The organism is Thioalkalivibrio sp. ALE19 (assembly GCF_000428605.1).
Taxonomy (GTDB): Bacteria; Pseudomonadota; Gammaproteobacteria; order Ectothiorhodospirales; family Ectothiorhodospiraceae; genus Thioalkalivibrio.
In genome coordinates this window covers 38,471-64,911 of the sequence record NZ_AUAG01000002.1, presented here as the reverse complement: position 1 = coordinate 64,911, position 26,441 = coordinate 38,471, and the positions used below count along the sequence as shown (strand labels likewise).

The following is a 26,441-nucleotide window of genomic DNA, read 5'->3' as shown; positions in this document are numbered from 1 at the left end:
GTCTGTAGAATACGCATCTGTCGACGGGCGGGAATAGCTCAGCTGGTAGAGCACAACCTTGCCAAGGTTGGGGTCGCGAGTTCGAATCTCGTTTCCCGCTCCAAACGATTTCCCGAAGCCCCGGCACCGCCGGGGCTTTCTGTTTCGGCGGCATCCATGACCGTCGAACAAGCCTTGCCCCGGCTGGGTGGCAGAGTGGTGATGCAGCGGACTGCAAATCCGCGTACCTCGGTTCGATTCCGGGCCCAGCCTCCATCTTCGATTGCAGGCCCGCCGGCTTTATGCTGGCGGGCCTTTTCGTTTGTGGGGTGCCTGCCGGGGGGTTCGGCGCTCCCTTCGGGCATTCAAGGTTGGGGCCGAACGGCCGAAAACCCGGATGGAGGCGCCGGTGAATCCGGGCGCCCGCAATCCATGACCTCGGGGTAACTGCATGCTGCGTCGCCTGTACGACCTTCCCATCTGGCTGAGGCTGCTCGGCGTCATCTGGCTGATCCTGGTCTTCGTCTGGTCCGGCATGATCGGATGGGCGGTGCTGGAGCAGCGTGACACCGCCCAGGAGCAGGCCGGGCATTTTGCCGGCAGTCTGCACGAGATGACCTGGGCCGGACTGACGACCCTGATGATTACCGGCACCATGGATTCGCGCCACGAATTCATGGATCAGATCCAGGAAATGGGCGATGTTCGCGACCTGCGCGCGATCCGCGCCGCGTCGGTCACCGAGCAGTGGGGCGAAGGGACGGCCGACAGCGAACCCCGTGATGCGGTCGAGCGCGAGGTCCTGGATACCGGAGAACCCTTTGTCGAGGTGGATCGCGAGCGCGACGAGCTGCGCGTGGTGAAACCGATCCGCAATCATCGCGAATACCTGGGACGCAACTGCATGGCGTGTCACGGGGCCGCGGAAGAAGATGAGGTGATCGGGGCCACGTCCATGCGTCTCGACATGACCGAGGTGCACGAGGGGGCGACGAATTTCGGGATCCAGCTGTTCGGCTTCGCGATCCTGGTCAGCCTGCCGCTGCTGGGTGCGATCTTTCTGTTCATCCGGCGTTTCGTCACGCAGCCCCTGGCCGAGATGACGGAAGGGTTGCGTGACATCGCCGGGGGCGGGGGCGATCTGACCCGGCGGCTGGACGTGCACGGCGATGACGAGGTCGGGCGCGCGGCCCGGGCGTTCAACGACGTGATGGAACAGTTCCGTTCCCTGATCGGCGCGGTGGTCGGTTCCAGCGGGCAGCTGACTTCGGCGGCCGAAGAGGTCTCGAACGTGTCCGACCGCACGCGCGAAGGCGGGGATCGTCAGCGTCGGGAGATCGAGCAGGTGGCCACGTCGATGAACGAGATGAGCGCCACGGCCCAGGACGTGGCCCGCAACTCGCAATCGGCGACCGAGGCGGCGCACCGCTCGCTGGAATCCACGCGCAGTGGCCAGGAGGTCGTGCAGCGGACCGTAACCGGGATCGAGCAGCTGGCCTCCGAGGTGCATCGCGCCGCGGAGGCAATCCAGCGGGTCGAGCAGGATTCGGAGAGCATCGGCAAGGTACTGCAGGTGATCCAGGAGATCGCCGAACAGACCAATCTGCTGGCGCTGAATGCCGCGATCGAGGCCGCGCGTGCCGGAGAGGCGGGACGTGGGTTCGCGGTGGTGGCCGACGAAGTACGGGCCCTCGCGTCGCGTACGCATGAATCCACGGAGGAGATCCGGCGCACGGTCGAGACCCTGCAGGGGGGCACGCGCAATGCCGTGGAGGTGATGCAGGCCGGCGAGGAACGGGCACGCGCGACCGTGGATCAGGCCGGCGAGGCCGGTTCGGCGCTGGAGGACATCCGCGAGGCGGTGCAGTCGATCACCGAGATGATTGACCAGATCGCCAGCGCGGCCGAGCAGCAGAGCCAGGTCGCCGAGACCATCAACCGCAATGTCACCACGGTGACCGAGGAGGCCGAGCAGAACGCCGAGGGGGCGAGCCAGGCCAGCGATTCGGCAGCGGAACTGATGCGCCTGGCGCGCGAGCTGCAGGAGATGACCCGGCGCTTCCGCGTATGAGGTTTGTCACCCGTCCGGTGGTGGAGGGTGATGCGGGCGACCCGCCGCGGCAGGGCGGGCGCGATCAGCTGGGCCGGGCGGTCAGACCTGGATGTCCAGAGTGGAGCCCGCAGTGTTGATGCCGCGGTTGTCCATGGTTCCGTCGGGCATCAGGGTGGCGGCCAGGTTGTTCTCGGCCGCCTGCTCCTCTTCGCGGGCTGCGAGTTCGGCGGATCGGGCGTCACCGTTGTCGGAAGCACCGCCGACGCTGCTTGCCTCGTCGGTGGCGCTGACGGCGTTACCGCCCTCGGGCCCGTTGATGGCACCGGCGGCCGTGGCCCCGCCCGCGGCGTTCGCCTCCTGGGTGCCGCTGGCCTGAGCAATGCCACGCGCGGCCGAGGGGGTGTCGGCGGCCTGAGCCGACGGGCCGGCTCCGCCCTGGTTGGCGCCGATCGCCGCGGCCTGCCCCGGCTGGGTCTGTTGTGCCCCGGGCGCAGCCTGGTTCGCCTGGGCCGAGCCCGGCTGCTGGGCCCCCGGGGCGCGGTTCTGGTCCGTGTTCTGGCTGGCATTCACGGCCGCCGCCTGGCTGGCCATCGCGGCCGGATTGGGTCCGATCCCGTTGATCATGGGTCGCTCCTGTCGAGGTTGGCCGTCGGCCGGTCCATGCGGGGAGGCCGGGCCCGGGTCGGTGCCCGGTCGGGCGCATGGATACAGCCGGGCGCCTGCTACGTGCTCCTTTTCCAGTATAGAACAATCAAGGGGCAGCGTGCCGCCGGTCACCCGCGCGCGGCTCCGGTAGAATGCCGCCCCATGAATGAAACGACGGAAATCTTCGATGTCGCGGTGGTCGGGGCCGGGGCCGCGGGCATGATGTGCGCGGCGGTGGCGGGAGCGCGCGGGCGCCGCGTGGTCCTTCTGGATCACGCGGACCGGGCCGGCAAGAAGATCCTGATGTCCGGGGGCGGCCGCTGCAACTTCACCAACATGGATTGCGGGCCGGAGAACTTCCTTTCCGCGAATCCGCATTTCGTGAAATCGGCCCTGGCGCGCTACACGCCCTGGGATTTCGTGGCCCTGGTGGCGGCGCACGGGATCCCGTATCACGAGAAGAAGCTCGGTCAGCTGTTCTGCGACCATTCGTCGAAGGACATCGTGCGCATGCTGCTGGACGAATGCGCCACGGCCGGGGTGACCCTGCGGACGTCCACGCCCGTGGAGGTTGTATCCGATCAGGCGCCGTGGCGCCTGCGCACGCCGTCCGCGGTCATCGAGGCCGAGTCCCTGGTGATCGCGACCGGCGGCTATCCGATCCCGCGGATGGGCGCCACGGGCTTCGGCCTGGACCTGGCGCAACGGCTGGATATCCCGCTGGAGCCGACGCGGCCCGCGCTGGTTCCGCTGACCCTGGACGGTGACGCACGCGCGGCGGTCGAGGCGCTGTCCGGCATTGCGCTGGACGCGGTGGCCGAGGCGGGCGATGCGGGCTTTCGCGAGAATGTGCTGTTCACCCACCGGGGCGTGAGCGGTCCGGCGATCCTCCAGGTTTCCTCGTACTGGCAGCCGGGGCAATCGGTGACGGTGGATTTCTTCCCCGGCGAGTCCCTGGAACAGGGGCTGCGCGCAGCGCGCGAAGAGACGCCGAAGCGCCAGCTGCGTCGGGTGCTGGGCGAATGGCTCACCCGGCGGGTCGCCCGGCACTGGCTGGATCCGCAGGTGGCGGAGCGGCCGCTGGAGCGGTTCTCCGACGCCGAGCTGGCCGCGCTGGCCGGTCGTTTTCAGCCCTGGGTGTTCACGCCGTCGGGGACCGAGGGCTATGCCCGTGCGGAGGTCATGGCCGGGGGCGTGGACACCCGCGCCCTGTCGTCGCGCACCTGCGAGGCAAAGGGATACCCGGGGCTCTATTTCATCGGCGAGGTGGTGGATGTCACCGGGCATCTCGGGGGCCACAATTTCCAGTGGGCCTGGGCCTCCGGTCACGCTGCCGGCGAGGTCGCCTGATCCGGGCCTCAGGAATCGGCAGGGGTTTCGAGCACGATGGATACGCGGCGGTTCTCCGCACGCCCTTCCGGGGTGTCGTTGTCGGCCACCGGGCGGGTGTCCGCGTGGCCGACCGCCTGCAGGATGCCGGGGTCGATGCCGCGGTCGACGAGATAACGCACCACACCGCTGGCACGCGCCGAGGAGAGTTCCCAGTTCGACGGGAAGCGCGGGGTCGCAATGGGCACGTTGTCCGTATGGCCCTCGATGGTCACGCGACCCTCATGTTCTTCCAGCAGCGGAAGGAGGTCGTCCAGCAACGCCTGCCCGTCGGCGGCCAGGTCGGCCTGCGCGGTGGCGAACAGGATGTCGTCCTGGATCCGCAGCTCGATGCTGCCGGGCTGTTCGATGACCTCGACGCCCTCCGGCGCGCGGTCGCGCATGTCACGCACCGCCTCGGGGTCGGCCTCCGGTGGCGGGTCGTCCGCCGGGGTCGCCACGGGCGAGGGCGGATCGGCGGCCAGCGGCGGGTCTTCGACCGGTCCGGGCGGCACTTCCGGGGCCTCGGGTGACAGCCGGAACAGGCGCGGATCGACCAGGTTGGAGAGGTCGCGATAGACCAGCTCCACCGGGTCGTCATCGGCGGCACGGATGCTTTCGTCCCGCGGCTCGGCGAAGGTCAGCATGATCACGAAGACCACGATCACCAGGGTCAGTACGTCGAGGTAGGTCAGGATCCAGGCGTGTTCGTCCTCGCGCAGGCTTTCCCCGCTGCGTCCGGTCTCCACTGCGAGCGTCTCCCGCGGGAGGACATGGTCTCCCTCGCGGGTGGGCTCCCGGGCCGACGGGGTTGATTGCGGCTCGCCGTGGGTGGCCATGGTTCAGCGTCCGCCGCTCTCCGCTTCGTCTTCCGCGACGGACGGTGCCTGCCGGATTTCATCGTGGTGGTTCTCGGCGAACGAACGCAGGGTCTCGCGGATGTAGCCGGGGGTGCGGCCCTTGCGCATCAGCATGATGCCCTCCAGCACCATGGTCATGACCACCACCCGTTCCTCGGTACGCCGTTCCAGCTTGATGGCGATCGGCCGGAACACCAGGTTGGCCAGCAGAATGCCGTAGAAGGTGGTGATCAGGGCAATGCCGAGGTTCACCGCGATCACCGCGAAGTCGTCGGTGTCGGTGGTCAGCAGCAGGTTGATCAGGCCCAGCAGGGTCCCCAGCATGCCGAAGGCCGGGGCGTAGGTGGCCATGGTGCGATAGACCTGGGCCTCGGCGAGTTCGCGTGCGCGCAGCCGTGCCAGGCGCCAGTGCAGCAGGTCGGACACGTCTTCCATCGGGGTGTCGTCGATCACCAGCTGCACCCCGGTCTTCAGGAAGGGGTTGCGCAGGGTCTCCAGCCGTTCCTGCACCCGGGCCAGGTTCTGTGCGAACCACAGGCGCGAGACCTCGACGATCTCCTCCATGTCCTGAGTGACGTCGTAGCGCTCGTCGCGGATGACCGTGGCCGCGAGACGGAACACCCGCACCAGCTCGTGCAGGGGGTAGCTGAGCAGGGTGGCCGCCAGGGTCCCTCCGAGCACGATGCCGAGGCCGGGAAGGTTGAGGAACACCAGCAGGTCCTGGCTGGTAAAGGCGATGATGCTGACGAACAGCACGACGCCGCCGATCATGCCCAGCAGGGACGAAAGATTCATGAGAGCCGCCGCCCGAGTGAGTGTATGTCCGCCAAGGATAAACGTCCCGCGTCCGCGCGTCGCGCTCGCGAGTGGGCGGCGTAACGCGTACACTGCCAAGACCTCGTTACAAGCATGGGAGAAGCGACATGGAATGGGTCCTGCTCGGGATCGTGATCCTCCTGGTGATCTGGGGGGTGTGGACGTACAACCGCCTGGTGACGTCGCGCAATCGCTATCAGAACGCGTTCGCGCAGATCGATGTGCAGCTCAACCGCCGGTATGACCTGATCCCCAATCTGGTGAAGGTCGCGGATCGCTACATGGCCCACGAAAAGGACACCCTGGAAGCGGTGATCGAGGCCCGCAATCAGGCCCAGAGCAGCCTGCAGAAGGCGGCGGCCGATCCATCCAACCCCGAGGCCATGCGCGAGCTGTCGCAGTCCGAACAGGGTCTGTCCGGCGCGCTCGGGCGTCTGTTCGCACTGTCCGAGGCCTATCCCGACCTCAAGGCGAACGAAAACATGATGCAGCTCTCCGAGGAGCTCAGCAGCACCGAGAACCGCATCGCCTACGCGCGGCAGGCATTCAACGACGCGGTGATGAGTTACAACATCCTGCGCGAGATGTTCCCCAACAGCCTGATCGCGAACAACTTCGGTTTCCGTCGCGCCGAGCTGCTGGAAATCGAGGATCCGCAGCGCCGGGAGGCGGTCGAGGTCAACTTCCAGTAAGCGAGCCCGACCATGAACTTTTTCGAACACCAGGACCGGGCGCATCGCCGCACCCGGGTCCTGCTGGTCCTGTTTTCCCTGGCCGTCCTGGCCATCGTGGTGGCGATGAACGCGATCGCCCTGCTGTTTCTGGGCCACGATCCATCGGCACAGCCGGGCGAGCCCCTGCAGCTGGACAAGCTGGTCCGGAACAATCTCGATCTCCTGTTCTGGGTGACCTTGTTCACGATCGTCCTGATCGGTGGCGCCAGCCTTTACCGGGCGTCGTCACTGCGGGGCGGGGGTGGCCAGGTCGCCCGGGAGCTGGGTGGCACGCGGGTCGAGCCGGACACCCGGGATCCGCTGCGCCGACGCCTGGTCAACGTGGTCGAAGAAATCGCGATCGCCTCCGGGGTGCCGGTACCGGAGATCTACGTGCTGGAGGAAGAAAGCGGCATCAATGCCTTTGCCGCGGGGCATGCGCCGGGTGACGCGGCCATCGCGGTGACCCGGGGAGCCCTGGAAACCCTCAACCGCAACGAGCTCCAGGGCGTCGTGGCCCATGAATTCGGACACATCCTCAATGGCGACATGCGCCTGAACATTCGTCTGATCGGAATCCTGTACGGGATCCTGGTGCTCGCGCTGGTGGGGCAGCGCGTGCTGATCGCCATGCGTTTCTCGCGTGACAGCCGCAATGCCGCCGGCCTGATGGCCGCGGGGCTGGCACTGCTGGTGGTGGGCTATATCGGCCTGTTCTTCGGCCGCTGGATCCGGGCCTCGGTTTCACGCCAGCGCGAGTATCTGGCGGACGCCTCGGCCGTGCAGTTCACCCGGCAGCCGGACGGCATCGCCGGGGCCCTGAAGAAGATCGGCGCACGTCATGCCCGCCTGGATGCGGACTCCGAAGAAGTGGGGCACATGCTCTTCGCCAGCGGGGGGCTCGGGCGCATGTTCGCGACGCACCCGCCGCTGGAGGAGCGGATCCGAGCGATCGAACCGGGTTTCGATCCGTCCGAGCTGGAGGAGGTCGCCCGGCGCATGCGTGAAGAAGCCGAGGCCGAGCAGGCCGCGGCCGAGGCAGCCGCCGAGCAGCAGGAAAAGGAAGACCAGCGGGGCCCCGGGGGGCTGCCCCTGGATGCCGACCGCCTGGTGGACGGCATTGCCGATCCCGGGCTGGCGCAGATACTGGGTGCCGGGATTCTGATGGCCTCGATGCCGGGGCCGCTGGAACAGGCCGCCCACAGCGATGGCTGGGCGGCCGAGGTGATCCTGTATCTCCTGATGAATGCCGACCCCGAAGTGCGCGAGCAACAGCGCCTGATGGTCGCGGAGAAACGCGGCGGCGACAGCGAGCGCAGGGTCGGCCAGCTGCTCGAGATGGTGCCGCAACTGCGCGACGACCTGCGGATTCCGCTGCTGGAGATGGCCTTCCCGGTGTTGCGCCGGCACCCGCGCGAGGAACGCGAGCAGCTGCAGGAACTGGTGGAACGCCTGATCCATGCGGATGGCCGGGTTTCGGCATTCGAATATGCCCTGGGGCGTCTGCTCAACCGGCACCTGATGGATGCCGGAAAGCCCGGTGAGGACGGTGCCGGCGGACATGGGCGACTGGACCGGCACCACGAAGAGGCCCGGTTCCTGCTTGCCGTGCTTGCGCGTCATGGCCATCCCGGGGACCCGGACGCCGGACGCGCCGCACTGGCGGCGGGGATCGAGCGCATCGAGGGAGCGGCGCCTGCCGCGGTGGATTTCCCCGAAGCCTGGACCGAATCCGAAGGGAGCCGGGCGTGGGCCGGCGTCCTCGACCGGGTACTGGATACCCTCGATGCGCTGCGCATGGCGGACAAGGAGCGGCTGGTGCGGGCCATGCTGACGACGGTGACGCACGGGGGGCAGGTACGGACCGCGGAAGTGGAACTGCTGCGGGCCATGGCGGCGTCGATACACGTCCCGCTGCCGCTGGCGGAATTCGCCGCCGGTGAGGAAGGAATGCCCTCCGCCGATTGACGCGGTATCATCCGCCGCGTCTGCGGGGGCGTGGCGAAACAGGTAGACGCAGCAGACTTAAAATCTGCCGGCCGCAAGGCCGTGCCGGTTCGAGTCCGGCCGTCCCCACCATTGTCGTCTTTTCCGCCTGTCGCGGACGAGCTTTCTCAGCCTCCCATGACCATTTTCATCCTCCGGGGATTACGCGCCCCCGGGTGAATGGGCATAGTGGGGGTGTGGGGTTCGGATCGAAGGGGGCGGACATGCGCGGGATACCGGGCGACAGCGCCGCAGGAGAGGCCCCGACCGCCGGGACGGACGGGACAGCACAAGGTCGGACGGGCGGTTTTGCCGCCACGTCGGTGGTGTCGGGGCTGCTCGCGATGCTGATCTTCGCCGGGATGTTTCTGCTGGCCGACCGTGCCTGGGAGCATCAGCTGGCCGAGCGGCATCAGGCGAACCTGGCGAGCGAGGTGGCCAGCAAGCGTACGCGCCTGGAAAGCGTGATCAACAGCCTGGTGCACGCCACCGTTGGTCTCTCCGCCTATGTCGAGGCACGCCCGCACCTGGATGGCGACGAGTTCGAGCGCATGGCCGACCGGCTGTACCGTCGGGACCCGGAAGTCATTCGCTCGCTCACGTTACTGGCGGGATCCCGCATCGATTTTGTCTACCCGCGCGAGGGCAATGTGGATGCCCTGGGTCTCGACGTGGCCAGCCATCCGGAGCAGGCGGCGTCCTTCCGTCGGGTCATGGAAACCGGAGAGACCGTCGTCGCCGGACCCTGGGAGCTGGCACAGGGCGGGACCGGCCTCCTGGTCCGCAGTCCGGTCGGTCCGGAAGAAACGGGCGACCCGCTGGACGAGGCCCGGCAAACGGATCCCGGATTTACCATGGCCAGTGTGGCGGTGGATTTCGAACGGGTACTGGCGCGCGCGGGGTTCGGCCGCACTCCCGGCGCGCTCAAGTTTGCACTGCAGGGGCGAGACGGGACCGGGCACCGCGGCGAGGTGTTCCATGATCCGGACGGGATTGCCGAAGGGCCGGCGGAGTGGCGTAAGACGGTCAGCTTTGCCGGTGGCGAATGGGTCCTGCTGGCGCGCCCGGTGCCCGAGGCCATGCCGACCTCCAGGCCGCCGGCCTGGTGGGCCTTCGGGATCCTTGGCACCCTTGCACTGGGCGGACTGACCTGGCGCGTGAGCGGGCATGTGCGCGATCGCGCGCGCCTGCTGAGCCAGTACCATACGCTGGTCGCCAACCTGGAGGACGCCACTCTGGTGGTCCGGGACACGCAGGTCCTCTGGACCAACCCCGCGTTTCGCCGCGCGACCGGACAATCCCCGGTCGACGGCACCTCCGTGAAAGACCTCGAACTGTTCCATCCGGACGATATCCCGTTGCTGCCCAACGGGCTGGTATTTTCCAGGGAAGATCCGGATCCGGCCGGGCGCCAGGTGCGCGTGCGCATGGCGGACGGCCACTGGCGCTTTCATCTGCTGCGCTGGGTGCCGATCCCGTGGGAGCAGGATCGGGCCATGCTGCTGATCCTGGTGGACGTGCACGACAACCGGATGCTGTTCGAAGCGCTCGCCCAGGCCCGCGACCTTCAGGAGGCGCTGTTCGAAGCCATGCCCGGTCATGCCCTGGTGCTGGGGGAGGACGGGATGATCTACCGGGCCTTTGGGGATAGTCGGGGGGCCAGGGAGGCGGACGCGTCGGGGCGGACGCGGTCGGGGTCGATCGTGGGGCACGGCATCGAGGAGTTCCTGCCCGAGGCGGTGGCCCGCCAGTTCCTGGCAGTCGTGCGGCGGGCGCTGGACGAGGGGGCCCTGCAGGAGACCGAATACCTCCTCGATCCCGGTGTGCTGCATCCGGCGCGACGGTCGGAGCCGGAACTCGCCGGGGATGGCTGCGAAAACGGGCAGCGCTGGTTCGAGGCCCGCGTGCGCCCCATTGCCGCGCATTTCGAGGGACGTGCCGCGGTCGTCTGGCATGCGCTGGACGTGACCGCGCGGCGCAAGCTCGAGGAGCGTCTGCACACCCTGGCCTGGCAGGACCCTTTGACGGCGGCTGCGAACCGCGCGGCGATGGAACGGGCGTTTCCCCGCATGACGTCCCGAGCCCGCCGCGACGGGGGGCAGCTGGCCATGGTGTTCATCGACCTGGATCGCTTCAAGCCGGTGAACGACGAACACGGCCATGCCGTCGGTGATCAGCTGCTGCGCCGCATGTCCGCGGATCTGGCGGCGCACCTGCGTGCCGAGGATCTGCTGGTCCGGCTGGGCGGTGACGAATTCCTGGTGCTGACCGGGACGCTGACTTCTCGCGACGAGGTGCATCCGCTGATCGAGCGGATCCGCAGCGTCTTCGATACCCATTGGGAGCTGACCCTGGACGACGGGGAGCGTATTGCGGTGGTGGTGACCGCGAGTATCGGCGTGGCGTTCTATCCGGAACACGGGGAGACCCTGGCCGACCTGATCGCGGCGGCCGACCAGGCGATGTACCGCGTCAAGGGACAGGGCCGCAATGCGGTGGCCTGGGCGGACTAGGCGACCCGTTGCGGCGACAGGCGTCGGGCCACGTTCTGCTCCAGCGGTTCCGGCAGGTCCAGCAGGCGGTCGGCTACCAGCTCGCCGCTGATCGGTGCATAGAGCAGGCCTCGTGAACCGTGCCCGAGGGTGAGCATGACCCGGCCCCGGCGGTCCATGCGCGAAGTGCCCACCAGCGGAAGGCGGTCGCGAAAGACGGCGCGCATGCCGGTCCAGCGCTGCGTGATCCGCGCATCCTCGGGGGCGGGCATGCCCGGAACCCATGCCAGATGCTCCAGGTTGTGGCGGTCGTCTTCGGCGGTCGGTTCGGGGGGCGCTGCCGGATCCGCCGGGAGCCCGTCGTGGCGGTAGGTGGCGCCGATCCAGTGATCATCCGTATCCCGTCGAATCCAGTAGCCCTGACCGGTGCGCACGCGGAAATCGGGGCCGGGGAGGGGGTGCTGCACCCGGGTCATCTGGCCTCCCACGGTCCCGAGGCGCGCCTGTTCCGGGCACAGGGGCGCGCCGGCGGTGGCGATCACGACCGCGTCGAAGCCCCGCGCGGGGTCGTCGCCGTCGAACGTCAGCCGGACTTCGGTGGCGTGCGGCTCGATCGCGCTGACCCCGGTGCGCTCCACCGCGGGCAGTGCGGCGGCCAGTCCGCGGCACAGGGCCCCCATGTCCACCGCCCGCCCGCCGGGGTATTCCAGCATCGGCCCGGGAGTGCCGGCGGGGGCGGTGGCGGCCGGGTCGAAAAGGTAGCCGCTCTCCGCCGGATCGCGCGCGCGAAGTCGCTGTATGCGCTTGCGTGCGTGTGCGGAGATGCCGTGGAAGGCGACGCTGTCACCCAGCAGGAGCGTCGATCGGCCACCTTCCAGGCCCTCGGCGGCGCGTTCGATCAGGGCATGGGTGTGGCGCATGCCGGTGAGCGCCAGGGCATTGAGCCCCGGGTCATCGGGGAGCAGGTGAGGCAGCAGCACCGCGGCCGGGTTGCCGGACGCCCCTCCGCCGGGGCCCGCGGGATCGAACAGGGTGAGGTGGCAGCCGCGGTCCTGCAGGGCCAGGGCGGCCGACAGTCCGGCAATGCCCGCCCCGATAACCGCTACGCGTCGCGGACGTTCGCGTGTCTCGGGCAGGGCGGGGGGAGCCGGGTCACGGAAATGGCCGCACAGGCGTTCACGCTTGCGTCCGTGCCCGGGTTTGCGCCGGACCACGAAGCCGGCCGCCTCCAGGTCGCGGCGCACCTGACCGGCCGCGGCGTAGGTTCCGAAGGTGGTGCCGGGTCGGGAGATACGGGCCATCTGCCGGAAGACACCGATATTCCACAGGCCCGGATTGCGGCGGGGTGCGAATCCGTCCAGATACCAGGCATCCACCGCGGCTTTCAGCTGCGGGAGGGTGATCGCCGCGTCGCCGAAGACCAGGGTCAGCACCGCGCGTGCCCGAGGGAAATGGATCCGGTGAAGGCCGCTGACCGGTGGGGGATACCCGTCGCGCAGGCGTTCGGCGTCCGGGCCGTCAAGGCCCAGTTGCCGATGGGCGCGGGCGAGGTCGTCGGGATGCAGCGGCCGCGATTCGAAGCCGATCAGCGACAGGAAGCCGTCGTCATGGGCCCGGGCGCGCCACTCGCGAAGCGTCAGGAGGGTGTTGAGTCCGGTGCCGAAGCCGGTCTCGGCGATGGTCATCCGGGTACCGGGGCGGGCGAAGCGCCGGGGCAGGTCGTTGGCCTCAAGAAAGACTTCGTGCGCTTCCTCGAGCGGGGCGTCCGAGCCGAAATAACCGTCGCCGAACTCGGGAGAGACGGGCTGTCCATCCCTCCATTCGAGACGCGCAAAGGCCAGTGCTTCGGGCAACGGCGGGGCGGCGGGCCGGTTCCTACTGCGCGGCGAGTTCGCTGAACGGCCGCAGAGCGACCTGTTCGCCGCGCTGCCCGTTCTCCAGCTGCGCGAACAGGACTTTGCCAATCTCGCGGAACTGCTCGAGGTCTTCGCCTTCCAGCGAGTCGCTTTCGGGCAACGCTACCCGCATCGGATCCTTCGGCCGCCCCTTCACGTGCACCTCGTAGTGCAGGTGCGGACCGGTACTGCGTCCGGTGTTGCCCGACAGGGCGATGCGATCGCCCCGCTCGACATCATCCCCCGGGCTGACCAGGGCACGGTCCAGATGGAGATAGCGCGTGGAGTAGCCCTGTCCGTGTTCGATCACGATGAAGCGCCCGGCGTACCGGTCGTGCTCGACGCGCGTGACCCGACCGTCCGCCGGTGCCTGAATGGGGGTCCCCACCGGCATGGCGAAGTCCGTCCCGTGGTGCGGGGCGACCCGCCCGGTGACCGGATGCCGTCGCTGCGGATCGAAGCCCGAGCTGATGCGGTAGTTGCCGGAGAAGGGACGGCGGTCGAACGGCGGCAGCAGGCTTTCGCCATCCGGGCGATAGAAGCGCCCGTTGACGTTGCGCGCGGCTTCCTCCTGAATCCGCTCGCCGTTGTATTCGAACGCCAGCAGTCGCAGATTCTGCGGCGTGTCCTCGCCGACGACGGTCTCCTGCTCCACCAGCAGGGTGAATTCATCGCCGGCGCGCGCGTTCAGGCGCACCGGCAAGTGGCGATCCATCAGCACGGCGATCGCCGCGGCGGCCCGCGAGGAGAGTTCGGTCTGGCGGGACAGGGCCGCGGAGATCGAGCCGTCGATCTCCGCGCTGATGATCAGGTGCGAGGTCTCGCGGGCATTCTCGACCTCATGGCGGTCAAAATCCCAGCCGTCCTCTTCGCGTACCCATTCGTAGCCCGAGGCGCTGTCGGTCCACAGCCGCATGCGGGTCAGGTAGCCTTCGTCGTCTACCTGCCACTCGATCTCCTGGCCCGGCCGGACGCGGTTCAGGATGTCGGCATTTTCGTCGTCGTCCAGCAGGCGATAAAGCGTGGCCAGCGGCAGATCCCACTCCTGTTCCCACAGCCCGGAGAGGCGCTCGTTGCGATCCAGGGTGTGCGAATTCCAGTCGGAGTGGCCGAGTTCGGCCGTTGCGGAGGGCTCGTCGTCGTCCAGGTCAAAGGTTTCGTAGGACGTGGCCCCGGTCGTCGGCTCGCTGGCCGTCGGCGGCTCTCCGACATCCTGGTCGGGATCGAATGCGAATGCCACCGTGTGAGTGTCGCCCGGCGGGACCGAGCCGCCCACCGCGGGCACCGGTTCGGCCACCGAGGCCCGGCTCCAGTCAGCACGGATCTCCGTGCCGCGGGCGCCGGAGCCGTTGTCCGCCGATTCGGGATCCGCGCTGGAGAGGGGCGCGATCTGCAGGGGCTGTTCCGTTTCCTGTGGCTTGGAGGCGAGGACCAGGCCGGAACCCACAGCGAGGGCGAGGCCGGCGGTTCCCACGATGACCGAAGACGTGATCCTGCGCTGACCGTTCATGAACATGGTTCCGTTGGGCGATGCCGTTTTATACCACGTTTGGCCGCGATGTGAACCACCCCCGCGGATGCGCCGATTCTCGCCGTGCCGTCGCTTGAAGGTCTTCATGAGCGGATGCCCGTTCCTCGATTCAGAAGCCACAGTGCCAGACCATAGAGCACAATGATGAACAACGCGATGATGGCAAAGGATGCGATCACTGGAAAGTCACTGGTTCCAAGGCTCCCGTAACGAAAGGCATCCACCATGTAAAAGATCGGGTTCAACATGGACGCGCCCTGCCAGAAATCGGGCAGCAGGCTGATGGAATAGAAAACGCCTCCGAGGTAAGTCAGCGGGGTAAGAACGAACGTGGGAATCAGTGTGATATCGTCGAAAGTTCGTGCGAATACTCCATTGATCAGTCCGGCCAGTGCGAACAGGATGGAAGTCAAAAGGACGACCAGCAGCATCACGATCGGGTTGTGCACGCTCAGGGGCGAAAAGAACAGCGAGACGATCAGAACGGCCACGCCCACGGTGAGCCCGCGTGCGACCCCGCCGAATATGAACCCCAGGATGATGACGCTGTTGGGGATCGGCGAGACCAGTAGTTCCTCGATATGACGCTGAAACTTTGAACCGAAGAATGATGATACGACGTTGGAATAGCTGTTGGTGATTACCGCCAGCATGATCAGCCCGGGAACGATGAAGTCCATGTAGCGAAAGCCTTCCATTTCGCCGATGCGGTCGCCGATCAGGCCGCCAAAGATGATGAAGTACAGCGCGGTGGTGACGACCGGGGGCAGGACGGTCTGCACCCAGATTCTGGCAAAGCGCAGTATTTCCTTGATTGCGATGGTGCGCAGGGCGGTGCCCCACAACCGGAGATCCGCGCGGGTCATGCCTGGCCCTCCTGCTGCTCGGTGGCTCCGTCGCCGCCGGGTGTCAGCGGGCTGCGGGTGGTCTCGTTCTGGGTCATGCGGACAAAGAGCTCTTCCAGTCGATTCGCCTTGTTCCGCATGCTCTGGACCCGGATCCCCTGATTATCAAGAATCTGGAAGAGATCATTCAGGTTCTGGTTGGAGTGTATGTCGGCCTCCAGGGTCAGCTCGTCGATGCGTCGCAGCGGGATCGGGCCGCCCTCCGGTACCGCCAGCGGGGGTTCCACCAGGTCCAGGACCATGGTCTCGGTCTCGAGCTTGGCCAGGAGCTGCTTCATCGTGGTGTTCTCGATGATGCGGCCGTCATCGATGATCGCGATGTTGCGGCAGAGCGATTCGGCTTCCTCGAGATAGTGGGTGGTCAGGATGATGCTGCGGCCGTCATCGTTGATCTTCTGCAGGAAGTCCCACATGGAGCGCCGCAACTCGATGTCGACCCCGGCGGTGGGTTCGTCGAGGATCAGCAGCCGCGGTTCGTGCACCAGGGCGCGGGCGATCATCAGGCGGCGTTTCATGCCGCCGGAGAGCATGCGGGCCATGTTCTCGCGCTTGTCCCACAGGCCCAGTTCGTTGAGATAGTGGCCGGCGCGGTCCCAGGCCTCGCGGCGGGGAATGCCGTAGTAGCCGGCCTGGTTGACGACGATCTCGCCCACCGGTTCGAACTGGTTGAAATTGAACTCCTGCGGGACCAGGCCGATCGAGCGCTTGACGCCCCGGGGATCCCGGTCGAGGTCGTGGCCGAACACCCGGACTTCCCCGGCCGTCTTGTTCACCAGCGAGGTGATGATGCCGATGGTGGTCGACTTGCCGGCGCCATTGGGCCCGAGCAGGGCGAAAAAGCTGCCGGGGGAGACCTCGAGGTCGATTCCCTTGAGGGCTTCGAAGCCGTTGTTGTAGGTCTTGCGCAGCCCGCGGATTTCCAGTGCTGGCGTCATGGCACGTTCCCTGTCGGTCGGTGGGGGCCGGGCGTCCCGGCCGCAGGTGGCGTTATTATGGGGGCTTTGCCGTGCAGATGAGGAAGCCCCCAGTGGAATCCGTTTTTGTTGATGAGTCGTCCGCCGCCGTTGAACTGATACCCGTGACGCCGGAGTCGCTGCATGCCGCGCTGGAGGGGCGGCCCGCACGCTATGCGCGCTGGGCGCAAGCGACCGGCTTTACCGGCGAGGCCGGGGGTATCCTGCAGATCGCCGGGGACCAGGGCGAGCTGGAAGCGGCCCTGGTCGGCTACGACGTGGACCAGCCCCTGTGGATGCTGGCTGCGGCGGCGGAGTCCCTGCCGGGGGGAGATTATCGGCTGCAGGAGGCGGGGCTGACAGCGGAGGCAATCGAACGGGCGGCGGTCGGCTGGGGGCTGGGAAGGTATCGCTTTCGCCGGTATCGCAGCGAGCCACCGACCGACGACACGCCGGTGCGGCTGATCTGGCCGGACGGGGTGGATCGGGAGCATGTCACGTCCATGGTGGCGGCGGTCGGCCACACCCGGGATCTGATCAATACGGCCCCGGCCGATCTGATGCCGGGCGAACTGGCGGCGGAGGCCGAGGGTCTGGCCGAACGTCACGGCGGAACCGCCCGGGTGGTGGCGGATCCCGATGAGGTGGCCCGGGACTGGCCATGCATCCATGCCGTAGGGCGCGCCAGCGAACACCACCCGCGGGTGATCGAGCTGACCTGGGGGCCGGAGGATGCCCCGCCGGTGGTACTGGTGGGCAAGGGGGTCTGTTTCGATTCGGGCGGTCTGAACATCAAGCCCGACAGTGCGATGCGGCAGATGAAGAAGGACATGGGCGGTGCGGCCACGGCGCTGGGGCTGGCCGGCCTGATCATGCGGGCCGGGCTTGCGGTGCGTCTGACGGTCCTGATCGGGGCGGTGGAGAACGCCGTAGGTTCGCGTTCCTTCCGTCCGGGCGATGTCCTGAGCACGCGCAGCGGGCGTACCGTGGAGATCGACAATACCGATGCCGAGGGCCGCCTGGTGCTGGCCGATCTGCTGGACCGTGCGGGTGAACTGGAGCCGGCCCTGGTGGTGGATTTTGCGACCCTGACCGGTGCGGCGCGGGTGGCCGTGGGGCACGAGATCGCCGCGTTCTTCGCCAGCGACGACGCCTGGGCGGCCGCCCTGGACGATCCGGCGCGCGCGTGGGACGATCCGGTCTGGCGGCTGCCGTTGCATGCGCCGTATCGGCACATGCTGGAGAGCGATGTGGCCGACGTGGTCAACGCCAGTTCGGGCGGGCAGGCCGGGGCGATCACCGCGGCGCTGTTCCTGCAGGATTTCGTGCCGGCCGAAACGCCCTGGCTGCATTTCGACATCATGGCCTTCAACACCCGCGCACGCCCGGGCCGGCCGAAGGGTGGCGAGGCGATGGGGCTGCGGGCGGTGTTCGCGGCGCTGGAGGCCCGTTTCGGTCGGGTCAGATGACCTTCAGGTCGGGACGGGCGCGGATGATCTTGCGCAGGGCGATCAGGTACGCCGCGGTACGGTAGTCGAGGACCTCACCGTTGCTTTCCACCTCGCGCACTTCCTGCATCTCGCTGAAGGCCTCGCGCATGGTGTCGTCCAGGCCCGAGCGCACCAGATCGATCTCCTCGGCACCTCGCACGATGGAGTCGCGCAGCCACTCGGGCACATCCTGGTTGGTCATCATCTCGATGGCGCTGACGATGTGCTGGCCCTGGGCCTGGTCGTAGCGGCGTTCCATGCGGCCAAAGCGGATGTGCTGGATGTTGCGCACCCATTCGAAATAGGAGACCACCACGCCGCCGGCATTGACGAACACGTCGGGCAGCACCGTGATTCCGCGCTGCTGCAGGATGCAGTCGCCCTCGAAGGTGCAGGGGCCGTTGGCGGCCTCGACCACCAGGCGGGCGCGGATGCGCGGCGCGTTGTCCTCGTGGATCGCGCCTTCCAGCGCGGCCGGGACCAGCACGTCGCAGTCTTCTTCCATCAGGCGGTTGCCGTCGCGTTCGAAACGCACGCCCGGGTAGCCTTCCAGGGTGCCGGTGCGGTTCATGTAGTCATGTACCGCGTCGACATCCAGGCCCTGTTCGGAGTAGATGCCGCCGTCGCTCTTGATGATCCCGACGATGCGGACGTTGTCGTCCTGCTGCAGGAAATGGGCGAGGTGATAGCCCACGTTGCCGAAGCCCTGGACGATGACCCGCTGCTGACTCAGGCCGCCCCCGAGGCCCGCCTCCGCGACGGCCGCCTTCGAACGGAAGAAGGCCTGCAGGGCGTACTGCACGCCGCGGCCGGTGGCTTCCAGCCGGCCACGCATGCCGCCCAGATCCACCGGTTTGCCGGTCACCGCGGCGACGTGGTTGATGTCGTCCGGACGGTGCTGGCGATAGGTGTCCGCAATCCAGGCCATTTCCCGCTGGGAAGTGCCGACGTCCGGGGCCGGGACGTTCTGCGCCGGCGAGATGTAGTCGCGCTGGATCAGTTCGTGGGCGAACCGGCGGGTGATGCGTTCCAGTTCCCATTCATTGTACTGGCGCGGGTCGATGCGCAGACCGCCCTTGGAACCGCCGAACGGGATGTCGATGATTGCGCACTTGTAGGACATCAGTGCCGCGAGGGCCTCGGCGTGGGCCTGGTCCATGTTGGGTGCGAAACGCATGCCGCCCTTGACCGGAAGCCGGTGCGCGGAATGCACGGCTCGCCAGCCATGAAAGACCTCCACGCGGTCCCGGAACTGGATGGGGAAGGACACCTGGATGACCGAATCGCAGGTCTGCAGCGCTTCGCGCGCCCCGTCGGGGATCTCGAGGTAGCGCATTGCGCGTTCCACCATGCGCGAAACGTTCTGCTGGAAATCGTTGGTCTGCGGGGTTGCAGGAGGCGTCATCCGGCGATTCCGTGACTGAATTCGCAGCGGATTGTACATGCGCAGGCCCGCATGCAGGCAAAAAGACGCCGAAGCGTTCGGGCGCGGGCGGTCGAGTCGGTCGGACACAGCGGGTCAGGCTGACCCGTGTCGCATTGGCACAGGCAGAGTCGGGCGTTGCTGGACGTCGGGGGCGCGCCGGGACACCATGGGCGGCCCATTTATGGTTCAGCCCGGAATGTCCGATCCGCCTTCTGCCAACCCCATCGTGTGCGCGCCGCAATCCGGCTCGCCGACGGCCTGCGTGCCATCGCTCGCGGGCCGGCCGGAGCGCTTTTCCGTCGCGCCGATGATGGACTGGACGGACCGCTGGTGCCGACGCTTCCACCGGCTTCTGACGCGGCATGCGCTGCTGTACACCGAAATGCTGCATGCCAACGCGGTGGTGCGGGGCGATCGCGCGCATCTCCTCGGCTACGCGGAGGTCGAGCATCCGCTGGCGCTGCAGCTGGGGGGATCCGAGCCCGACACGCTGGCGGAGGCCGCGCGCATTGGCGAGGACTTCGGCTACGACGAGATCAATCTCAACGTGGGCTGTCCGTCGGACCGGGTACAGTCGGGCGATTTCGGCGCCAGCCTGATGGCGACACCCGACCGGGTCGCGCGCGCGGTGGAGGCCATGCAGGCGGCGGTCGACATCCCGGTGACGGTCAAGCATCGCATCGGTATCGACGAGCAGGATTCGGATGCGGATCTGCATGCCTTTGTGCGTACCGTGGCGGATGCCGGTTGCCGGCATTTCATCGTGCATGCACGCAAGGCGTGGCTGCAGGGGCTGAGTCCGAAGGACAACCGCGATGTCCCGCCGCTGGACTACGCGCGGGTACACCGGCTGAAGGCCGAATTCCCGGGGTGTGTGATCGTGCTGAACGGGGGGCTGGATGACGTGGCCGCCGCGCGCGACCACCTGACCACCCTGGACGGGGTCATGTTCGGCCGCCATGCCTATCATCATCCCTGGAGTCTGGCGGAGGTCGACCGGCTGTATTTCGGTGAGGCCTGGCGGCCCGAGCGTGCCGAGGTGGTCCGCGAGCTGCAGGACATGGCCGAAGGGATGCGGCGCGAGTGCGTGCCGCTGGCGCGGCTGACCCGCCACGTACTGGGGCTGTTCCACGGCGAACCCGGGGCGAGGCAGTGGCGGCGGATCCTGACCGAGGGGGCCCATCGACCGGATGCCGGCCCCGAACTGATCGAACGGGCGGCGGCCGCCTGTCCGGCGGCGCAGGTCGACGCGGTGGCCCCGGCCGGCTGAAGGCCGCTGCAGTGCTGGCCCCGGGCGGTACCGCCGCTCAGTGTTTCCCTCAGTCGTCGGGCTCCAGCCACCCCTCGCGCAGGCCATCTTCCAGCACCTGATGGATCGACGGAAAGCCGGCCTCCCAGTCTGCCGCAGCGAGGGTCTCCACCGTGCAGAAGATCTCCAGCTGTTCCGCTTCCAGTGCCGGGGCGGGGTGGTCATGGCCCGCGATGCACAGCACCGGGCCGTCCGGACCGTGGAACCAGGCCCGACGGATGCCCGGATGGATGCGGTAACGCACACCCGGCTGCGGGGCCGGGGGCGGGGCGTCCTCGTCCGGGGCAGCGAGCCCGGTGCCTGCCGTGGGACGGGTCAGGAAGCGGCCGAGGTAGGCGTCCAGATCGGCGTCGTCCGCGGCCAGCAGGGCCCGCAGGGCGTCGCGCAGTTCGCGCCGGTCGCCGGCCGGAAGCTCCCCCGGCCACTGGTCGGCGGGGCGCCCCGGGTCCTCGAAGCGGGCCTGATCCCCGATCACGTTCGCGCGTTCTTCCAGGAACCCGGTGAGCACGTCGAGGATGGCCGGGGCGCGGAAGCCGACGGACCAGGTCATGCATTCGCGATCCAGGGATTCACCGTAATGCGGGACGCCCGGCGGCAGGTACAGCATGTCGCCCGGTTCCAGATCCCAGGAGTCGGTGGGCCGGAAGTCCCGCAGGATCGCCAGCGGCAAATCCTCGAAGCATTCCGGGTTCCCGGGCGGATCCTGGATCTGCCAGCGTCGCCGGCCCGCCGCCTGAAACAGGAAGACGTCGTACTGATCCACGTGCGGGCCCACCGAGCCGCCGGGCGGGGCGTACGAGATCATCAGGTCGTCGCGCCGCCAGCGCGGGATGAAATCGAACTGCGCGAGGAATCCGGGGCCATCGGGCCAGAACCGTTCGATATCACTGACCAGCAGGGTCCAGTCGCGTTCCGGCAGCCGGGCCAGGCGGTCCGGCTCGAACGGGCCGTATTCCACGTCCCAGTCGTTGCGTTCGCGGTGGCCGAGGACCAGCCGGCTGCCGGCCTCGGGATCGGTTGCCAGACCGGCCAGGTCGTCGGCTTCGATCGGGTTCTCGAACCCCGGGATCGCGCCGCGGATCAGCAGGGGTTTCTGCTGCCAGTAATCCCGCAGGAACGCGGCCGGCGTGAGTCCGCCCAGCAGGGTCAGCGGGGTATCCGGATCGGGCGCTGCCATGGTCGACTCAGACGTCGCGGGCCAGGCGGTCCGCCAGACCGGTGTAACGCCCGGGGGTCAGCTCGCGCAGGCGCGCGCGGGCCTCCTCGGGGATGTCCTGCGCGTCGATGAACTCGTGCAGGGCCTCGGGGGTGATCCGGCGGCCGCGGGTGAAGTCCTTGAGTTTCTCGTAGGGCGAATCGATGCCGTAGCGGCGCATCACCGTCTGCACCGCTTCGCCGAGGACCTCCCAGTTGGCATCCAGATCCTCGTCCATGCGAGAGGATTCGATCTCCAGCTTGCCCAGTCCGCGGGCGAAGGCCTTCCAGGCGATCAGCGACCACGCGAAACCCATGCCGATGTTGCGCAGCACGGTGGAATCGGTGAGGTCGCGCTGGAAGCGCGAGACCGGCAGCTTGCCGGCGAGGTGATCGAACACCGCGTTGGCCAGGCCGAGGTTGCCTTCGGCGTTCTCGAAGTCGATCGGGTTGACCTTGTGCGGCATGGTCGAGGAGCCGACTTCGCCGGCCACGACCTTCTGCTTGAAATAGCCCAGCGAGATGTAGCCCCAGATGTCGCGCGAGGCGTCCAGCAGGATGGTGTTGGCGCGCATGAAGGCATGGAACATCTCGGCGAGGTAGTCGTGCGGCTCGATCTGGGTGGTGTGCGAACTGGGTTCGAGGCCCAGGTCACTGACCACGCGCCGCGCCAGTGCCGGCCAGTCAACCTCGGGGTAGGCCACCACGTGGGCGTTGTAGTTGCCCACCGCGCCGTTGATCTTGCCGCGGCAGACCACGCCGGCCAGCTGCTCGCGCTGGGCCTGCAGGCGATGCACGACGTTGGCGATCTCCTTGCCCATGGTGCTGGGCGAGGCCGGCTGACCGTGGGTGCGCGACAGCATCGGCTGGTCGGCGAATTCTCCGCTCAGCTGGCGCAGGTGGCCGACGATGCCGTCCAGCGCCGGCAGCATCACCTCGTTGCGCGCCTCGCGCACCATCACGCCGTAGGCGAGGTTGTTGATGTCCTCGGAGGTGCAGGCGAAATGCACGAACTCCATGCGTGCGGCGAGTTCGGGGTGGTCCTGCATCTGCTCCTTGATGTAGTACTCGATCGCCTTGACGTCATGATTGGTGGTCCCCTCGATGGCCTTCACCCGTTCGCCGGCGGCGTTGTCGAATTCGGATGCGATGCGCTCCAGTGCGGCGGTGCCTTCGGCGGACATGGCCGGGACCTCGGCGATCGCGGGCTCGGCGGCCAGCGCCTTGAGCCAGGCGATCTCGACGCGCACGCGGGCCTGCATCAGGCCCTGCTCGCTGAACCAGGGAGCAAGGTCGCGGGTGTGACGGGCATAACGGCCATCGACCGGGGCGATGGCGGTGAGGGCGTTCAGGGACATGGTCGGCCTTGTGATGGGGCTTGCTTGTGCGGCGCAGTATAATACAACGATCAAGTCGACCGCCGGAGCCAGGAATGACCCGATCAGGCCATCGCCAGGAACACGACAGCCTCGGCACCGTGGAGGTGCCCGAACATGCCCTGTGGGGCGCGCAGACCCAGCGCGCCATCGACAACTTCGCCATCGCCGGGCGCCCCTTGCCGGCTGCCTTCATCCGTGCCCTGGCGCAGGTCAAGGCGGCCTGTGCCGAGGCCAATCACGGCCTGGGCCAGCTGGACGGAGAGACCGCGCAGGCCATCGTGCAGGCGGCCGAGGCGGTGGCGCTGGGCGAGCATGCCGATGCCTTCCCGGTGGACGTGTACCAGACGGGCTCGGGCACCAGCAGCAACATGAACATGAACGAGGTGCTGGCGCATCTGGCCTCGACCGGCGCCGCCGGGGCGGTTCATCCCAATGATCACGTGAACCGCTCGCAGAGCTCGAACGACGTGATCCCCACGGCGCTGCACGTGGCCGTGCTCAACCAGCTGGAACACGAGCTTCTGCCGGCGATGCGGCGCCTGATCGCGACCATCGCACGGCGCGAGGCGGGGGCAAAGACCCTGGTCAAGACCGGTCGTACTCATCTGATGGATGCCATGCCGGTACGCCTGGATCAGGAACTGTCCGGCTGGCGTACTCAGCTGGAGCAGGCGGTGGAGCGCCTCGAGGCGACCCGCGGCCGGCTGGGGCGGCTGGCGATCGGCGCGACCGCGGTGGGTACCGGGGTCAATGCCCCGGAAGGGTTCGGCGAGCGGGTGGCGGAGCGCCTGTCCGAACGCACCGGGCTGGCATTTCGGCGCGAGCCGAACGGCTTCGCCGCACTGGCCAGCCAGGACACCGCAGTGGAGTATTCGGGGCAGCTGCGGACCGTGGCCACTGCGCTGATCAAGATCGCCGAGGACCTGCGCTGGATGAACTCGGGCCCGCTCGCGGGACTCGGCGAGATTGCCCTGCCGGCGTTGCAGCCGGGCAGTTCGATCATGCCCGGCAAGGTGAATCCGGTCATTCCCGAAGCGGTGCTGATGGCGGCGCGCCAGGTGATCGGACTGGACGCTGCGGTCACGGCCGCCGGCGCCGCCGGCAATTTCCAGCTCAACGTGGGCCTGCCGCTGATCGCCGACAACCTGTTGCAGATGACGGGGCTGCTGGCGCGCGCCGCCGACCATCTGGGCGAGCGCGCGGTGGCGGGCTTCAGCGTCAACGAGGAGGTGATGCGCGCGGCCCTGGATCGCAACCCGATCCTGGTGACCGCGCTCAACGCCGAGATCGGTTATGAGGCGGGGGCCCGCATCGCCAAGGAGGCCTACGCCTCCGGGCGGCCGATCATCGAAGTGGCGGCGGAGCACACCGGCATGGACCGCGATCGCCTGCGCGGCCTGCTGGATCCGCTGCGTCTGACCGGAGGAGCGGACGGCGGCGCCTGAACCGGCCGTTCGGCGCGGTTCGGTGTTCGCGTTATTCGGACTCGGGCAGCATGCGCACGTCGTTGACGATCATCTCCCGCAATTCGTCGAAGGCGACCGGCCGGGAATAGCGAAACCCCTGGGCGTAATCGCAGCCGAATTCCCGCAGCAAGTGGATCTGCGCGTCGGTTTCCACTCCTTCGGCCACCAGCTGCATGTCCAGGCTGCGCGCCATGACCACGATCGCACGCACGATCTTGGCGTCCTCGTGGCTCTTCTCCAGATCCATCACGAAGGAGCGGTCGATCTTGAGGGTGTCGGCCGGAAGCTGCTTGAGCTGGGTCAGCGATGCATGCCCGGTACCGAAGTCGTCCACTGCCAGTGACATGCCGACTTCGCGCAGGCGCTGGAACACGCGCGCGGCGGTGTCGGCGTCATCCATGATCACGCTCTCGGTGAGCTCCAGCTCGATGCGGTCGGCGGGGATCCCGTGTTCCTCGGTGATCGCGAAAAATTCCTCCGCAAGATTGGGCTGGCGCAGCTGGCGCGCGGAGACGTTGATGGCGATATGCGGAAGCGCCTGCGCGGTTCCGGGCAGGGAGGCGAGATCGCGGCAGGCCTGTTGCAGAACCCATTCTCCGATCTGTTCGATCAGGGTCATGTCTTCCGCGATTTCCATGAACTGACCGGGGGGCAGCATCCCCAGACGCGGGTGGTCCCAGCGGATCAGGGCCTCGGCACCCACGACACGGCCGGTCGCCAGCTCGATCTTGGGCTGATAGTGCAGCCGCAGCTGGTCATCCTCGATGGCGCCGCCAAGGTCGGTTTCCAGGCGGAAGTGCCGGAAGGTTCGCGAATTGAGGTCCCGGGTGTAGAAGCGGAGGCCGTTGCGGCCGCGTTCCTTGGCATCGTACATCGCGGCGTCGGCGTTGCTGAGCAGGGTGTCGGGTTCGTCGCCGTCGTAGGGGAACACCGCGATCCCGGCCGAGCAGGAGGTCAGCACCGGATGGTCGGCCACCGTCCGTTCCACCGCCGTGGTCCGCACGATTTCGGTCACCAGCCGGACGACACCCTCCAGCCCCTGGATCCCCTCCACCAGGATGCCGAATTCGTCGCCACCCAGCCGCGAGAGCGTCGGGCTGGCGCCCTGGCCACCCGTCGATCCGCGGGGGGTCTCCAGCAGGGCGGAAAGATCGGTGGCCACCTTGCGGATCAGTTCGTCCCCCGCGCGATGACCCAGCGCGTCGTTCAGACGCTTGAAATTGTCCAGATCGAGCAGGATCAGCGCGACATGGCTGGAGCCGTTGGCGTGACGTTCCATGGCCCGGGCGAGACGGTCACTGAACAGCATGCGGTTGGGCAGGTTGGTCAGCGAGTCGTGCGACATGTGATGCAGGAGCTCGCGTGATTGCCGTTCGGTGATGCGTTGCAGGGCCTGCTGGCGCCGTTCCATCAGGTGATAGAGATCCGCCGATTCGAGCGCGTAGGCCGCGTTGAACAGCACCAGGGTCAGGGCGGACATGACCAGCTCGTGGCGCGGGGCTTCGTCCCGGCCCGGCCGGGCGGCGAACATCCCGCGCACCCGGGTACGGGTGGAAATGACATGCAGCAGCACCATCCCGCCATCTTCGCCGGCGGGCAGGAATACCGGGTGGTTTTCATGCAGGGCCCAGGAGAAGGTGCCCTGCCGGATCAGCTGTTCCACCCGGTCGGGCAGGTCACCGGGGCTGTCGTCTTCCGCGTCGTGCTGTGCCAGATTGAACGAGGCGTCGCCGTCGAGCAGATAGATGGCCGACTCCGGCAGGGCCAGCAGGCGGCGCACGGCCTCCAGGGTATTGCGAACGATGACGTCGGGGCAGCGGTTGCCCTCGGTGTCACCGAAGATCGCCGTGGTCGAGGACAGTACGTCCATCACGTAGGCATTGTCCTCGAGACTCTGCTCCAGGTAGCGGACCCGCTCCTGCAGCTGCTCGAAGTCTTCCGGCGTCCGGTACGAAGGGCTCATGGCGTCAGGGCCTTTCCG

The 26,441-nt window shown here is 67.8% G+C and carries 19 protein-coding genes and 3 tRNA genes; 11 read left to right on the top strand and 11 right to left on the bottom strand.

Going from position 1 to position 26,441, the window contains the following annotated elements:
* Positions 1 to 27 precede the first annotated feature (27 nt).
* From F787_RS0101490 to F787_RS0101480, 3 genes are all read left to right on the top strand, one after another.
* Positions 28 to 103, top strand: a tRNA-Gly gene (locus tag F787_RS0101490).
* 78 nt (positions 104 to 181) lie between these two features.
* Positions 182 to 255, top strand: a tRNA-Cys gene (locus tag F787_RS0101485).
* Positions 256 to 430: 175 nt separating this feature from the next.
* The gene (locus tag F787_RS0101480; protein WP_028491101.1) at positions 431 to 2,050 is read left to right on the top strand and encodes a methyl-accepting chemotaxis protein; all 1,620 of its coding nucleotides are present in this window, start codon (positions 431 to 433) and stop codon (positions 2,048 to 2,050) included.
* Between the two features lie 81 nt (positions 2,051 to 2,131).
* Here the strand turns inward: F787_RS0101480 and F787_RS0101475 are convergent, their stop codons facing one another.
* Positions 2,132 to 2,656 (bottom strand): hypothetical protein, encoded by a 525-nt coding sequence (locus tag F787_RS0101475; RefSeq protein WP_028491100.1) that lies wholly within the window; start codon positions 2,654 to 2,656, stop codon positions 2,132 to 2,134.
* Positions 2,657 to 2,839: 183 nt separating this feature from the next.
* Between F787_RS0101475 and F787_RS0101470 the strand changes: the two genes are divergently transcribed.
* Entirely contained in the window at positions 2,840 to 4,027 is a 1,188-nt protein-coding gene (locus F787_RS0101470) for an NAD(P)/FAD-dependent oxidoreductase (RefSeq protein ID WP_028491099.1), read from the top strand.
* Positions 4,028 to 4,035: 8 nt separating this feature from the next.
* Here F787_RS0101470 and F787_RS0101465 read toward each other — a convergent pair whose 3' ends face one another.
* The gene (locus F787_RS0101465) at positions 4,036 to 4,794 is read right to left on the bottom strand and encodes an OmpA family protein (protein WP_018869368.1); all 759 of its coding nucleotides are present in this window, start codon (positions 4,792 to 4,794) and stop codon (positions 4,036 to 4,038) included.
* A gap of 93 nt (positions 4,795 to 4,887) precedes the next feature.
* Positions 4,888 to 5,700, bottom strand: coding sequence for a motility protein A (locus F787_RS0101460; RefSeq protein WP_018869369.1), 813 nt, complete (start codon positions 5,698 to 5,700; stop codon positions 4,888 to 4,890).
* Between the two features lie 128 nt (positions 5,701 to 5,828).
* Between F787_RS0101460 and F787_RS0101455 the strand changes: the two genes are divergently transcribed.
* From F787_RS0101455 to F787_RS0101440, 4 genes are all read left to right on the top strand, one after another.
* The gene (locus F787_RS0101455; RefSeq protein WP_019022023.1) at positions 5,829 to 6,413 is read left to right on the top strand and encodes a LemA family protein; all 585 of its coding nucleotides are present in this window, start codon (positions 5,829 to 5,831) and stop codon (positions 6,411 to 6,413) included.
* Positions 6,414 to 6,425: 12 nt separating this feature from the next.
* Positions 6,426 to 8,402 (top strand): M48 family metallopeptidase, encoded by a 1,977-nt coding sequence (locus F787_RS0101450; protein ID WP_019591252.1) that lies wholly within the window; start codon positions 6,426 to 6,428, stop codon positions 8,400 to 8,402.
* A 24-nt stretch (positions 8,403 to 8,426) separates the two neighbouring features.
* Positions 8,427 to 8,513 (top strand) — tRNA-Leu (locus F787_RS0101445).
* A gap of 131 nt (positions 8,514 to 8,644) precedes the next feature.
* Positions 8,645 to 10,933 carry a diguanylate cyclase gene (locus F787_RS0101440; RefSeq protein ID WP_231373382.1) on the top strand — a complete coding sequence of 763 codons (2,289 nt, stop codon included), beginning with the start codon at positions 8,645 to 8,647 and terminating at the stop codon, positions 10,931 to 10,933.
* On the opposite strand, the gene mnmD is transcribed toward F787_RS0101440, so the two are convergent.
* From mnmD to F787_RS0101420, 4 genes are all read right to left on the bottom strand, one after another.
* Positions 10,930 to 12,765 carry a tRNA (5-methylaminomethyl-2-thiouridine)(34)-methyltransferase MnmD gene (gene mnmD / locus F787_RS0101435; protein WP_028491097.1) on the bottom strand — a complete coding sequence of 612 codons (1,836 nt, stop codon included), beginning with the start codon at positions 12,763 to 12,765 and terminating at the stop codon, positions 10,930 to 10,932. The two genes, F787_RS0101440 and mnmD, sit on opposite strands and share 4 nt — an antisense overlap.
* A gap of 22 nt (positions 12,766 to 12,787) precedes the next feature.
* Complete coding sequence (locus F787_RS0101430) at positions 12,788 to 14,317, bottom strand: peptidoglycan DD-metalloendopeptidase family protein (protein WP_028491096.1); 1,530 nt, start codon at positions 14,315 to 14,317, stop codon at positions 12,788 to 12,790.
* A gap of 104 nt (positions 14,318 to 14,421) precedes the next feature.
* Positions 14,422 to 15,204: an ABC transporter permease gene (locus tag F787_RS0101425; RefSeq protein WP_028491095.1), complete on the bottom strand. Its 783-nt coding sequence runs from the start codon at positions 15,202 to 15,204 to the stop codon at positions 14,422 to 14,424.
* Positions 15,201 to 16,178: an ABC transporter ATP-binding protein gene (locus F787_RS0101420; protein ID WP_018869376.1), complete on the bottom strand. Its 978-nt coding sequence runs from the start codon at positions 16,176 to 16,178 to the stop codon at positions 15,201 to 15,203. The genes F787_RS0101425 and F787_RS0101420 overlap by 4 nt, the downstream gene beginning before the upstream one ends.
* Positions 16,179 to 16,270: 92 nt before the next feature.
* On the opposite strand from F787_RS0101420, the gene F787_RS0101415 reads away from it, so the two are divergent.
* Positions 16,271 to 17,665, top strand: a complete 1,395-nt coding sequence (locus tag F787_RS0101415) for a M17 family metallopeptidase (protein ID WP_028491094.1) — start codon at positions 16,271 to 16,273, stop codon at positions 17,663 to 17,665.
* Here F787_RS0101415 and F787_RS0101410 read toward each other — a convergent pair.
* Entirely contained in the window at positions 17,658 to 19,091 is a 1,434-nt protein-coding gene (locus F787_RS0101410; RefSeq protein ID WP_028491093.1) for a Glu/Leu/Phe/Val dehydrogenase, read from the bottom strand. The genes F787_RS0101415 and F787_RS0101410 overlap by 8 nt on opposite strands.
* Positions 19,092 to 19,308: 217 nt before the next feature.
* Between F787_RS0101410 and dusA the strand changes: the two genes are divergently transcribed.
* Positions 19,309 to 20,382 (top strand): tRNA dihydrouridine(20/20a) synthase DusA, encoded by a 1,074-nt coding sequence (gene dusA / locus F787_RS0101405; RefSeq protein WP_369774271.1) that lies wholly within the window; start codon positions 19,309 to 19,311, stop codon positions 20,380 to 20,382.
* A 49-nt stretch (positions 20,383 to 20,431) separates the two neighbouring features.
* On the opposite strand, the gene F787_RS0101400 is transcribed toward dusA, so the two are convergent.
* Positions 20,432 to 21,598, bottom strand: coding sequence for a cupin domain-containing protein (locus F787_RS0101400; RefSeq protein ID WP_028491091.1), 1,167 nt, complete (start codon positions 21,596 to 21,598; stop codon positions 20,432 to 20,434).
* A gap of 7 nt (positions 21,599 to 21,605) precedes the next feature.
* Positions 21,606 to 22,973, bottom strand: a complete 1,368-nt coding sequence (gene purB / locus F787_RS0101395) for an adenylosuccinate lyase (protein ID WP_028491090.1) — start codon at positions 22,971 to 22,973, stop codon at positions 21,606 to 21,608.
* Positions 22,974 to 23,047: 74 nt separating this feature from the next.
* Between purB and F787_RS0101390 the strand changes: the two genes are divergently transcribed.
* Positions 23,048 to 24,439: a lyase family protein gene (locus F787_RS0101390; RefSeq protein ID WP_028491089.1), complete on the top strand. Its 1,392-nt coding sequence runs from the start codon at positions 23,048 to 23,050 to the stop codon at positions 24,437 to 24,439.
* A gap of 31 nt (positions 24,440 to 24,470) precedes the next feature.
* On the opposite strand, the gene F787_RS0101385 is transcribed toward F787_RS0101390, so the two are convergent.
* A complete protein-coding gene (locus tag F787_RS0101385) occupies positions 24,471 to 26,423 on the bottom strand; it encodes a bifunctional diguanylate cyclase/phosphodiesterase (protein WP_028491088.1) in 1,953 nt (650 codons plus the stop codon).
* Between the last annotated feature and the right edge of the window lie 18 nt (positions 26,424 to 26,441).

What these genes read in the sequence shown, in the direction of transcription:
- F787_RS0101460 (WP_018869369.1), bottom strand. Translation starts at nt 5,700, where the DNA reads ATGAATCTTTCGTCCCTGCTGGGCATGATCGGCGGCGTCGTGCTGTTC.
- dusA (WP_369774271.1), top strand. Translation starts at nt 19,309, where the DNA reads ATGTCCGATCCGCCTTCTGCCAACCCCATCGTGTGCGCGCCGCAATCC.
- F787_RS0101440 (WP_231373382.1), top strand. Translation starts at nt 8,645, where the DNA reads ATGCGCGGGATACCGGGCGACAGCGCCGCAGGAGAGGCCCCGACCGCC.
- F787_RS0101410 (WP_028491093.1), bottom strand. Translation starts at nt 19,091, where the DNA reads ATGACGCCTCCTGCAACCCCGCAGACCAACGATTTCCAGCAGAACGTT.
- F787_RS0101390 (WP_028491089.1), top strand. Translation starts at nt 23,048, where the DNA reads ATGACCCGATCAGGCCATCGCCAGGAACACGACAGCCTCGGCACCGTG.
- F787_RS0101385 (WP_028491088.1), bottom strand. Translation starts at nt 26,423, where the DNA reads ATGAGCCCTTCGTACCGGACGCCGGAAGACTTCGAGCAGCTGCAGGAG.
- purB (WP_028491090.1), bottom strand. Translation starts at nt 22,973, where the DNA reads ATGTCCCTGAACGCCCTCACCGCCATCGCCCCGGTCGATGGCCGTTAT.
- F787_RS0101455 (WP_019022023.1), top strand. Translation starts at nt 5,829, where the DNA reads ATGGAATGGGTCCTGCTCGGGATCGTGATCCTCCTGGTGATCTGGGGG.
- F787_RS0101480 (WP_028491101.1), top strand. Translation starts at nt 431, where the DNA reads ATGCTGCGTCGCCTGTACGACCTTCCCATCTGGCTGAGGCTGCTCGGC.
- F787_RS0101475 (WP_028491100.1), bottom strand. Translation starts at nt 2,656, where the DNA reads ATGATCAACGGGATCGGACCCAATCCGGCCGCGATGGCCAGCCAGGCG.
- F787_RS0101450 (WP_019591252.1), top strand. Translation starts at nt 6,426, where the DNA reads ATGAACTTTTTCGAACACCAGGACCGGGCGCATCGCCGCACCCGGGTC.
- F787_RS0101400 (WP_028491091.1), bottom strand. Translation starts at nt 21,598, where the DNA reads ATGGCAGCGCCCGATCCGGATACCCCGCTGACCCTGCTGGGCGGACTC.
- F787_RS0101425 (WP_028491095.1), bottom strand. Translation starts at nt 15,204, where the DNA reads ATGACCCGCGCGGATCTCCGGTTGTGGGGCACCGCCCTGCGCACCATC.
- F787_RS0101430 (WP_028491096.1), bottom strand. Translation starts at nt 14,317, where the DNA reads ATGAACGGTCAGCGCAGGATCACGTCTTCGGTCATCGTGGGAACCGCC.
- F787_RS0101470 (WP_028491099.1), top strand. Translation starts at nt 2,840, where the DNA reads ATGAATGAAACGACGGAAATCTTCGATGTCGCGGTGGTCGGGGCCGGG.
- F787_RS0101420 (WP_018869376.1), bottom strand. Translation starts at nt 16,178, where the DNA reads ATGACGCCAGCACTGGAAATCCGCGGGCTGCGCAAGACCTACAACAAC.